The 12,452-nt window shown below is 65.6% G+C and carries 2 protein-coding genes; both read right to left on the reverse strand.

Annotation, left to right across the window (positions count from 1 at the left end; translation table 11 throughout):
- Window positions 1–61: 61 nt before the first annotated feature.
- Window positions 62–6,184, reverse strand: coding sequence for an Ig-like domain-containing protein (locus QE394_RS02480; RefSeq protein ID WP_349033642.1), 6,123 nt, complete (start codon window positions 6,182–6,184; stop codon window positions 62–64).
- Between the two features lie 163 nt (window positions 6,185–6,347).
- Window positions 6,348–12,428 (reverse strand): Ig-like domain-containing protein, encoded by a 6,081-nt coding sequence (locus QE394_RS02485; RefSeq protein WP_349033643.1) that lies wholly within the window; start codon window positions 12,426–12,428, stop codon window positions 6,348–6,350.
- Window positions 12,429–12,452 lie beyond the last annotated feature (24 nt).

A 12,452-nucleotide genomic window follows, 5' to 3' on the forward strand; every position in this document is an offset into this window, starting at 1 on the left:
GGGTTTCAGTCTGTGGCGGGACCCGGATGTCCGGGTCCCGCCTGATGGGTTTTGCTGCTGGCTATCCGTTGGGCATTCCGGCGGGCGGGTTGCAGCCGCGGCTGGACGTATCGCAGCGGATCCAGTTTCCGGCGGCCATGCCGCTGGTGAGGTGATACCAGATGCCGCTCGGGTTGTTGGACGTCTTGTACCAGACCTGGTACCTGTCCGTGTCCGCCGGCGCGCCGGCGTCCAGCCATTTGCCCGCCCCGTTGCACTGCGACGGGTTGCCGGCCACGAAGCTGTCCGTTCCCTTGCGGGGCTCGGTGCAGCTGCGGGTCGGGGTGGCCGTGATGCTCCACGAGGTGGGCACGGGGGGTGGCGGCTCCGCGCCGCTGCGGGACGTATCGCTGCCGACCCGGCCCGGCTGGCCGCCGCTGATGGCCCGCACCCGGAGGGTGACTGTCTCGCTGTACCCAACCGTCTTCGAGAAGGAGCGCTGGTTGGTGTTCTGCCATCCCCCGCCGTCGACGCTGTACTGGTATCCGGTGACAGCGCGGCCGTTGCCGTCCGGCTGGTTCCAGGTCCAGGACACAGTCTTGTCGCCCACTCCGCTGCTCTTGCTGCCGTTCACGTTCGGAGCAAAGGCCAGGCCATAGGGGTTGACCTGGTTGGACGGAGCGCTGGCGTCACCGGCGGTGGAGCTGCGCGAGGAAACGGCCCAGACCACCACCGAGGTAGGCGTGCCATTTGCGGCGGCGACGGTTCCGCCGCCGGCAGCGATGTTGCCGCTGCCCCCGCCAGAGGTCAGGCTGTACCTGTACGTGATCTCCTGCGCGGTGGAGCCATTGCGCTGGGCGTCAGACAAGGGCGTGAATCGGATGTCGATCTTCCCGCCTGCTCCACCGGTGTCCACCAGCGTCGCCGTCGGAGTCCCAACGATGCCGGGCTTGCCCACCGCTCGGATGGCCGCCGACTGTCCGCTGGTGGCGCTGGTTCCCGCTTTGTTGGTGGCGGAGACCGTGAAAGTGTAGTTGGCTTCGGAGTTGTCAACGGTGACGTTTTGCGTGGTGCCGGCCACCTGCTGGGTGGCCACCGCCGCACCGCCCCGGAGGGTGGTGAGGGTGTAGGCAGAGACGGCGTCACCGTTGTTGTTCGGCGCGGCCCAGCTGACCTTCAGCTGGCTCTGCGAACCCAGGGATGCTGCCTGGGCAGCCGTGGGTGCTGCCGGGGTGGCCGGCACGCCTGCCGGCACTTCAGCGGCGGAGTACGGGCTCCACTCTGACGGTTCCTTGGCATCGTTCCGGGCCAGGACCCGCACCTTGTAGGACACGCCGTTCTGCAGGCCCTTCCAGACATAGCTGACAGCGGTCAGGTTCTGGATCTGGGCGTTCTGCCCCGCGGGCGGCGGCGAGATCTCCAGGTCGTAGGACTTCACCGGCGAACCCTTGCTGGCCGGCGCAGTCCAGTTGATGGACAGTTCCTTGTCGCCAAACTTCAGCGATGGCGCCAGCGGGGTGTCCGGCTTGACGTCCGGCCGGACCTCGGCCGAAGCCGGTGAACGGTCCGATTCGCCGAACTCGTTGGTGGCGGTGACCTGGAAGTGGTATTTCGTGTTGTTGGTCAGTCCGTTAAGCGTGCACGTGTTGGCCGGGCAGTCTTGCTTGAACCCGCCCTCGCCGTACACGGTGTACCTGGTGATGGGTGCGCCGCGGTCCGCGGGAGCGGCCCAGGTCAGCAGTGCCGTCCGGTCCCCCACGCTCTGGGCCTGCGGCGTGGTGGGGGCCGCCGGTTCATCCTTGACGGTGAGCCGGACCCGCGCCGTGGCATGCCGCGACGCGTCCTGGGTCTTGTCCTCCACCGTGTAGGTGACCACCATGGTCCCGGTGAAGCCGGGAGCGGGTGTCACCGTCACCGAATCACCGCTGACCTCCACGTTGCCGCTGCCGGTCTCGGTGGCGGCGGCAATGATCTTCAGAGCGGTTTCGGGGAACGGGTTGGCGTCATTGGCCAGGACATTGATGGTGACGGGCTTGCCGGCGGCGGCGTTGGGTTCAACGTCGTCGTTTGCTACCGGTTTGGGCCGGTTGGAGGCCGTCACGGAGAGCGGGTACGTTGCCGTGGCTTCAAGGCCCCGCGGGTCCCTGGCCTTGACCTGCACGGCACCGGCGGTGCCGGCCCGGCTGGAGTCCGCCGCGGAGACTTTGAGATTCCTGCCGTCGACGCTCACGTTGAATCCGGCCGGCGTACCGTCCAGGAGTTCGTATTTCATCTTCTCGACGTCGTCCCCGTCGGGGTCCGAGGTCAGCCTTCCCAGGTCGATGCTCGCCGAGTCGCCCATGGGCACCTCGACGTTCGCGCCCAGGAGTTCAGGCGGGTTGTTCTTGTTGGGGTCCGGAAGGACCTTGGTACGGATGCTGAGCGTCGACTTCAGGCCGGCGGGATCGTCCGGTCCGGACCCGTCGGTGACTTCGAAGGTCAGCGAACCCGGACCCACATAATCAGTGCCTGCGGTGTACTTCAGCCCCGTGCCGTCACCGGTGACGGGGTCGCGGCCGTCGGCTCCGATGAGCTTGATCCGGTCTGCCTGCGTCAGCCGCGGCGAGCGGCCCTCACGGACCTTGACCCATTCGTCCAGGTCCACGTTGACGGACTGGCCGGCCACCACTTCCAGGACCTCGTCCTTGGCGAGCGTGGGAACCTGCTGGCCGAGGCCCGGCACCCAGATGATGGCGGTGGACTTCTGCCCGTCCACGTCCTCCACGGTGTACGGGATGAGTTGCGGCTGCTCGGTGAGGTCAACGATCATGTTGCCTTCGGTGCCGGGCCGGGCCGTGGTCGCCTCGGTGCTGATCTTGAGGTTCTCGCCAACGCCGTCGGGGTCTTCGTCGTTCTTCAGGACAGGAACGTCCACGGCGGTCTTGCCCATGGTCTGGGCGGACGTGACCCGGTCGTCACGGGCGATGGGTGCCTGGAGCGGAACCTCGGGGTCAACCACCACGCGGATGGTGGCCTGGGCCCGGGCGTCCCGGTCATCGGCCACGGTATACCGGACGTTGACGGTTCCGGCCTCGTTGGGAGCGGTCAGGATGACCCGTCCGCTGGTCTTGCTGACGGTGGCCTGGAGGACGGGATCAGCCTCGATGCCGTCGGTAAGGATGCGGATCTGGTCGCCGTCGGGATCTGTGTCGTTGCCGGTGGCGTCAACGGCGATCTGGCGGCCGGGGCGGACCCTCACCTCGTCATCCACTGGAGTGGGCTTCTGGTTGATTTCACCGCGCGGCGCAATGCCCACGGTGACGGTGCCGGTATTGACGGCACCCTGCCGGTCCACCACCTTGTACCGGAAGGTATCGGTCCCGGCGCCGTCTCCGGCAGCCGTGAAGTCGATGAAGTTGCTGCCCACTGTGGCCGTACCCATGGCGGGAGTGCTGTCGATGCCGGTGAGCTGGACCGAGTCGCCGTCAGGATCGATGCCGTCCAGCGGCACCGGAATGCGGACGGTGCCGGCTGCCACCACGCGGGCTGTGAGGTTGCGCGGCTGCGGGCGGGAATTCTCCGCGCCTTCCAGCGGGAGGATGTGGATGGTCACGGCGGCGGCGCTCTTTTGGCCCTGTGGGTCCACCGCGTTGTAGATGGCGCGGACCGTCTTTGGCTGGCTGCCGGCGATGAACCGGACGGTGTTCTCCGAGACGAAACTCTTGCCGTCAACCGGGTCCACGCCCTGCGGCAGGACCGGGTCTACGGTCAGTTCCTGGCCCTGCGGGTGCGTGTCATTGTCCAGGACGGGAATGGTGACGACGTCGTTGACGCGGACGTTGACCTCGTCCGGCTTGGGCTGGGGTGCTTCCACCACTGCCGGGGCCGGGACGGGGACCACAGAGACCGAACCGGTGGCCGACTTCTTGCCGTTGGACATGGTGTATTCGAAGAGGATCGGATCCTTGGTTCCGAGGATGTCCGTGATGCGCAGGACGCTGTGGTTGATCACGCTGACCGAGATGGTGGCGTTATCGGGAAGCTTGACGGATTGCAGCACCAGGACACCGCCGGAAGGGTCGGAGTCGTTGGCCAGCGGGTCCAGCAGGACGCTGCCGCCGGTGGGCATCAGGGCGACGTCGTGGACAGCGACGGGGTCGCCGGGGTCGTCACCGGATTCGACGTCCACGCGGATCAGGCCCTGGCTGCTCTGCGGGCCGTTGCTGGCGATGTACGTGAGGTAGACGGGGCCGGGGGTGGTGCTGCGGAACGTGAAGGTTCCGCCGTCGGTCACGGGGCCGAGATCCGCGGGGCCGTTGGCTTCCACCTGGGCCAGGCGGAGCGCGCCGCCGTTGGGGTCCACGTCATTCTTCAGCGGCGAGATCACCAGGTCCTGGCCCACCACGGCTGTGACATGGTCAGCGTTGACCACGGGCGCGAGGGCGCCGGGTGGCTGGACGTTGATGACCACCTTGCCGGTGACGGTGTCGCGGCCGTCCCAGATGGTCACCTCAACGTTCTTCTTCCCGGCGGTGGCGCCGGAGTCCTGGAAGGTGAGCAGGCCGTCGCGGCGGACCTTCACCTGGTCCTGGTCGTTATCGGCCTTGGCGTCAAGGAGCACCAGGTCGTCGCCGTCGGGATCCACCCAGTCCGTAAGGATGTTCTGGCTGACGGTCTTGCCCTGTTCCACCAGCATGGTGGTGTTCTCGCCGCGTTTGAACTGCGGCGGCTTGTTATCGTCCGGACCCACCACGTTGAGGGTGACCTGTCCGGCTGCGGAGAGGCCACGCCCATCGGACGCCGAGTAGCTGAACGTTTCCGTGCCCGGCCTGGCGTCGGCCGGCACGGAGATCTGGAAGGCGGTGCCGCCGTAAATGTTCTCCAGCGTCCCTGCCCTCGGCGGGTTGCCCTGGAGCCCGGCGGTGAGGACGTCGCCGTCGGGGTCGGAATCGTTGTCCAGGACGCTCAGGATGGTGGTGCGGCCCGGACGGACGCCGACGACGTCGGGCTTGGTTTCCGGCGGACGGTTCGGCTTGGTGCGGTCCGGCAACACGTTGATGGTGTTGATGTCCGCGGATTCCTGGTCCTGCTCGTCGGATTCGTTCTTGGGGGGAATAACGTCGTCCCAGTTGTTGACGAGCTGCATGTTCTGGTTCACCAGCCACACATTCCCGGAATTCACATCATTGAGGACCACCAGGTCCCGGTTCACCCGAAACACATACGACGGCGACGCACTCGCCTTCGGCACATCCACGTTCTTATCATCAGCATCATTGACACAATCACGGACATACTTATTCGCCCCCGACCACGCAGCATGCACACACCCACCCAACTGCACCGGAGCCGCAGGAACACCCTCACCACCAAAAGACACCGTCTTCGCCGTCCCACCATCCAACGGCTGCTTCAACAACGCCTTCTGCGTCGCAATCGCCACAAAATCACTGCCCGGACCACCCTGCTGCAACTTCGCATCCCGCGCATCAGCCAACTGCAACCGCTTACCACCCGGCAAAAACAGGTTCCCCGCCGCAGCATCCAACACCACCGGCCGGTCCCCCACCACCGTGATCTGCAGATCCCCCGCACCCTTCAACTCAGACCACGCCTCAGACTCCGAAGACACCACCACACCATTGGCATCAACACCGGTCACCGTCACCGTCCCGGCCTTCGGATCCGCCGAATAAATACGATCATCAGCACCCACCGCCGACACCGTACCCTCAGACCCCACCAACACCGGCTCCGACGCTTCCTCATCAAAACCATTCACCGTCGACGGCGACACCGCCCACACCTTGCCCGACGCCGCATCCGTCACCGACAACACCGACGAACCAAAACTCACATCCGCAGCCCCCGGCAACTGCTTATCCCCACCCAAACGCATATTCGCCGGCGACACCTGGTTCAACGTCGAACCAGACTCATCATCAACAAACACCTCACCGGCATCCTGCAAAATATCAAACGTCGACGACGCAGGAGTCACCGCACCATCCAACACACGCGACGGATAATTCAACCGCCCCACCGCATTCTTGGACTTCGACACCACCCACACACCACCGTCATTCAACTCCACCTCAGTGGTCTTAAACCCCGGATAGAGCACGGCACCGGTCGCCACGACGGCCACGGCAGCGGCGAAGGCTGTACCGGTGACGATCTTCTTGTGGCGCCGTTTGAGCCCAAGTTTCCCCAGCAGACTTGTCACAGCGATTTGCTTCCCTCAGTTGTGCGGCGGCCCCCCGGCCGAAATCCCCAAAAACCCGGTATCGGGCTCCCTGTTCCCCGCGCAAGCCTACCCAACGGTGCAAGGGTCCGCGATGGGTAGAGGTGCCCCGCGGCCTGACCTGCGGTTTCATGGTTTTGGCGGGTCAGCATGGGGGTGCTCCAAGCCCTGCGGGGTCCGGAAGCGTGGTGTGTCCGGCGATGACGTAGCGGCCCACGTTGCGTGCGGAGCCGGACTCAACCCGCCACCAGCGGACAATCCCGTTACCGGACCAGTTGTCGTCCTGGTCGATGTAGCAGGCCACCATGATGCGGTCCTGGCTGGACTTGTAGAACCAGGGCGGGCTGTTCCCGCTGACGCCATCGCAGGTGAAGTACGGGGTGGGCCGGTAGTTCGAGCCGCCCCGGGTGAAGGTGCAGCTGCGCTCAAAGTTGGGATCCGAAGTCTTGATCCGGGTTTCCCACAATCCCTGCTTGCCGGACGTCGCCCTTGCACTGGCGATACCGCTTCCGGTGCCCACGGAGTTCAGGGTCTGGACCTCGATGGTGCGGGTCTGTTGCCAGCCGCCGGTATTGATGGTCCGGCTCCCTGAAGCTGCCACGTTCTCCCAGCCGCCGCCGTTGATCCTGATCCTGGTGCTCGCGACGTCGTTCGTTGCCGTGGATGGCGACGACCAGCGAAGCGTGACGGACTGGTCGTTGACGCCGCCGTCCTGTCCCGATGCGGACGGCGTGCCCGGGGACCCGTACGGCGTCGCCGACGCCGGGGCGCTGGCATTGGAGCTCGGTGCCACGGAGGAATTGGCAATGACGGTGATGCTCACCTGGGCGCCGTTGGCGAAGCCGCCGATGGTCTGGCCCGGGCTGATGGGGCCGCTGGCACCATTGCTGGCGTTGTAGCTGTAACTGACCTCGTTCTCGGCAGAGCCGTTCCGTTCAGCTGCCGTCAGCCGCCGGAAGTCGACCGTGACCGACCGGCCGGCACCGCCGGTGTTGGCCGGAGTGGCGTTGACGCCGGAAACCTGGCCGAGCTTTCCGGTGGCACGGCGGGGAGCTGACGGCGGGCTGACTGCACCCTTGCCCGCTTTATTCTCCGCCTGGACCGTGAAGGTGTACGCAGCTTCGGAGTTGTCCGCCGTGAAGTTGGCGGTGCGTACCGTCCCTGGAATGGCCTGCGTCTGGTCGGGCCGGCCGCCGCCGGACATCGTGACGTAGTAGGCGCTGATGGCGTCCCCGTTGGTGTTGGGTTCAGCCCAGTTCACCCGCAGCTGGTTCTGGGTTCCCACTGACGATGCAACGGCGGAGGTGGGTGCGGCGGGGGCTGCCGGAACGCCGGCCGGATTGTCTTCGGCGGAATAGGTACCCCAGTCGGATGGCCCCAGCTCGTTGACGGCCTGGGCGCGCACCTTGTACTTCACGCCGTTGGTCAGACCGGTCCAGGTGTAGTTGAGGCCTGCGACCTCGTTCTTGACGGCAACACCGTTGGCGGGCGGAGGCGAGATCTCCAGGTTGTAGTGCTTGACCGGTGAGCCTTCCGTCCGGGCAGCGGGCCAATTGATGACCATGTTCTTGTCGCCGGCTTTGACACTGGGGGCTTCCGGCGGGGAGGGCTTCTCGTCGGGCCGGATCTCGTTCGACTGCGGTGACGGCTGCGACTCCCCCACCTCGTTGGTTGCCTTGACCGTGAAGACGTACTTCACGTTGTTGGTCAGGCCGGAGAGGGTGCAGGTGGTGGTGGGGCACTTCTGCTGGAATCCGTTGTTGGATACCACCGTGTACTCGCTGATGGGCGCTCCATTGTCCGACGGCGGCGCCCACTTGAGCACCGCGGTGCGGCTGCGGACGTCCGTCGCCGAGGGGGCGGACGGCGCATCGGGTTCACTGCGCACCGTGAGGCGGACCCGGCCGTCCACCTGGCGGGAAAGGTCGCCGGTCTTGTCGGCGATGGTGTAGCGGACCACCATCACGCCCTTGAATCCGTCTGCCGGGGTGATGGTGATGGAGTCGCCGTTGATGGCGGGCTGGCCTTGGGCCGAACCGGTTTCGACGCTGGTGCCGACGATTTTCAGCGGCGTATCGCTGAAGGGGTTGACGTCGTTGGCCAGGACGTTGACCGTCTCGGCGCGGCCCGCGTTGGCTTTCTCCACCACGTCGTCATTGGCTACCGGCATGGGCCGGTTGGATGCCACGTGCCGCACCTGGATGGTGGCTGTCACAGCGGGCGAGCGTCCGTCGGTCACGGTGGCCTGGATATTACCCGTCACGCCGACCCCTACGGAGTTTTCCGCACTGACGCTCAGTACCGTACCGTCTAGCTTCGCGCTGAAGCCGGGGGGCGGTGACCCAACCAGGGAGAACGTGAGGTTGCCCTGGTCCCGTTCGTCGACATCGGCCGCGAGGGGACCAAGGTCCAGGGTGGCAGTTTCCGTCTTGGGAATGTCCAGGGATGCGCCGCGGAACGTGGGCGGGGTGTTGGCTTCGTCCGGGTCCGGGATCACGTTGGTCATGATGACCAGGGTCGATTTCAGCCCGTCGGGATCGTCGGGACCGGAGCCGTCGGTGACTTCGAAGGTGATGGAGCCCGGCCCTGCGTAGCCTGGCCGGGCCGCGTAGCGGAGGCCTTCTCCCTCGCCGACAATCACGTTGTCCGGGGAGGCGCCCAGCACCTTGACGGAGTCGGCAACACTGATCTTGGGCCGGCGGCCGTCCCGCACCCTGACGTAGTCGTCCAGGTCCAGGGTGATTTCCTTGCCGGCCATGACCTCCACCGTTTCGGTGTTGGACAGCGTGGGGTACTGCGCTCCCTGGCCCGGCACCCAGATCACAGCTGTTGCGGTGAGGCCATCGGTGTCGGTCACCGTATACGGGATCAGCTGGTCTTCTGGCGTGAGGTTGACCACCACGTTCCCGGAGCCGCCCACGCGGGCATTGGGGTTGCCGTCCGGAAGGCTGATCTGCAGCTCGGAGGCCACCCCGTCGGGGTCGGAGTCGTTCTTCAGGACGGGTACGTCGATGGCCGTCTTACCCAGAGTTTCGGCCAGCGTGACCCTGTCGTCCTTGGCGATGGGACGCTTCAGTTCCGCGTCCGCACTGACCCGCACCCGGATCACGGCGCTGGCCTGTGCCTTCTTGTCGTCCTGGATGCGGTACCGGATGCTCTCGTTGCCTTCCACCGCCGGTGCGGTGAACAGCACCTTGGCGCCGTCAGCCACTTCGACGTTCAGCTCAGGCCGCGCCTCGAATCCGTCGGTCAGCAGGGAAATCGGATCACCGTCGGGGTCCGAATCATTGGCCAGGGCGTCAACGGCGACGTTCCTGCCCGGTCGGACATCCACGGCGTCGTCCACGGCAATCGGGTTCTGGTTGATGGCTTCCGGCGGTGCAACGCCCACAATGACGGTGCCGGTGTTCTCGGCGCCAATCCGGTCGCGGACGCGGTAGGTGAAGGTGTCCGTCCCGGCGGCGTCGCCTGCGGCCGTGTATTCGAGGTAGCCGTCGCGGACGATCGCCGTGCCCATGCCCGCTGCCTTGTCGATTCCCATCAGCTGCACCGAGTCGCCGTCGGCGTCGATGCCGTCCAGGGGCACGGGAATCTTGACGGTCATGCCGGCGACCACGCGGCCGGTGAGGTTGCGCGGTTCGGGGCGGCTGTTCCGTTCGTCGTCGCGGGCCAGGATACGGATGGTCACCTGTTGGGAGTCCACCTGGCCGGACTCATTGCGGACTTTGTAGATGGCGTAGACGGTTTTCGCCTCGGACCCGGCGATGAACCGAAGCTGGTCCCCGGCCACGAAGGTCCGTCCGTCGGCTTCGTCCGGAACCTGGGCGAGCTCGGGCACGAGGGTCAGCTTGCCGCCGTTGGGATCGGTGTCGTTATCGAGCACCGGGATGGAGACTACGTCACCGGCTCGGACGGTGGCTTCGTCGGGCTTGGCCTGGGGTGCCTGCAGTTTTGTCGGTGCCGGGACCACCACGACGGCGATCTCGCCCGTCGCGGAGGACCGGCCGTTGGAGATGGTGTACTTCAGCGTCAGCTGGCCTTCGGCGCGAAGGTCCGTGATCCGGACCACCGAGTGGTCCAGGACTGACACACTGACCGGAAGCGAGCCGTCGGCGGTCACCGACTGGACCACCAGGACGCCGCCGGAGGGGTCGGAGTCGTTGCCGAGCACATCGACAAGGACGCTGCCGCCGGTGGGCAGCAGGGCAATGTCGCGGACGGCGACGGGGGCTCCGGCGTCGTTGCCGGCAACAACGTCGACGCGGACCAGCTGCACTGCGCTGGCGGGCCCATTGGTCACCAGGTACTCCACGTAGTGCGGTCCCGGCACGTCGGAGGTGAAGCTGAAGGTCTGCTGGTCGGCGCCGATGACCGCCCTGGACTGCTCGTCCGCGGTCACCTGGGCGAGGCGGAGGGCGCCTCCTTGGGGGTCGATGTCGTTCTTGAGTGGTGCGATCACCGTCGAAGCACCGGCCACTGCCACTACGTGGTCAGCGTTGGCGATGGGCGGGAGTGCCCCGGCGGGGCGGACGTCGAGGGTGATCCGGCCTTCAGTGGTGGCCTGGCCATCGGAGATGCCCACGGTGAGGACCTTGCGGCCCGGCGAGGTGCCGCTGTCCTGGAAGGACAGCTGCCCGTCGGGGCGGATGCGGACCTGGTCAAGGGGGTCCGCGCTGGAAACCGAGGTGGCGTAGAGGTCGTCGCCGTCGGGGTCGATCCAGTCCGAAAGGATGTTCCGGGTGACCGATTTGCCCTGCTGGACCACCATGGTGGTGTCACGGTTCGGCTTCTGCGCCGGCGCTTTGTTTTCCGTCAGCGGGACAACGCGCAGTGAAACTTCGGCGGTGGCGGAAAGCCCGCGGCCGTCGTCCACCGTGTATTTGAAAGTTTCGCTGCCTGTCTTGTCGGCGGGAACAGCGACCTGGAAGCCAGTGCTGCCGTAAATTGTCGACAACGTGCCCAGGCGGATGTCGTCGGGCTGGCGCACTGTCAGGATGTCGCCGTCGGGATCCGTGTCGTTGTCCAGGACCGGGAGGATGGTGGTTTTGCCGGCGCGGACGCCGTAGCTGTCCGGCTGGGCAACCGGTGGGCTGTTGGGTTTGGTGCGGTCCGGGAGGACTGTCTGCTGGACTTCGTCGGCAGAGTCCTTGTCGGCGTCGTCCGAGGTTTCCTTGGGGGGAATAACGTCGTCCCAGTTGTTGACGAGCTGCATGTTCTGGTTCACCAGCCACACATTCCCGGAATTCACATCATTGAGGACCACCAGGTCCCGGTTCACCCGAAACACATACGACGGCGACGCACTCGCCTTCGGCACATCCACGTTCTTATCATCAGCATCATTGACACAATCACGGACATACTTATTCGCCCCCGACCACGCAGCATGCACACACCCACCCAACTGCACCGGAGCCGCAGGAACACCCTCACCACCAAAAGACACCGTCTTCGCCGTCCCACCATCCAACGGCTGCTTCAACAACGCCTTCTGCGTCGCAATCGCCACAAAATCACTGCCCGGACCACCCTGCTGCAACTTCGCATCCCGCGCATCAGCCAACTGCAACCGCTTACCACCCGGCAAAAACAGGTTCCCCGCCGCAGCATCCAACACCACCGGCCGGTCCCCCACCACCGTGATCTGCAGATCCCCCGCACCCTTCAACTCAGACCACGCCTCAGACTCCGAAGACACCACCACACCATTGGCATCAACACCGGTCACCGTCACCGTCCCGGCCTTCGGATCCGCCGAATAAATACGATCATCAGCACCCACCGCCGACACCGTACCCTCAGACCCCACCAACACCGGCTCCGACGCTTCCTCATCAAAACCATTCACCGTCGACGGCGACACCGCCCACACCTTGCCCGACGCCGCATCCGTCACCGACAACACCGACGAACCAAAACTCACATCCGCAGCCCCCGGCAACTGCTTATCCCCACCCAAACGCATATTCGCCGGCGACACCTGGTTCAACGTCGAACCAGACTCATCATCAACAAACACCTCACCGGCATCCTGCAAAATATCAAACGTCGACGACGCAGGAGTCACCGCACCATCCAACACACGCGACGGATAATTCAACCGCCCCACCGCATTCTTGGACTTCGACACCACCCACACACCACCGTCATTCAACTCCACCTCAGTGGTCTTAAACCCCGGATAGACGACGGCGCCAACCACCAGGGCGGCGAGGGCAAGCCCCATTGCGGAGGTGCTGAAAAGGGGGGA

The sequence above is a fragment of the Pseudarthrobacter sp. SORGH_AS 212 genome (genome assembly GCF_030818145.1).
In the GTDB taxonomy this organism is placed as follows: Bacteria; Actinomycetota; Actinomycetes; order Actinomycetales; family Micrococcaceae; genus Arthrobacter.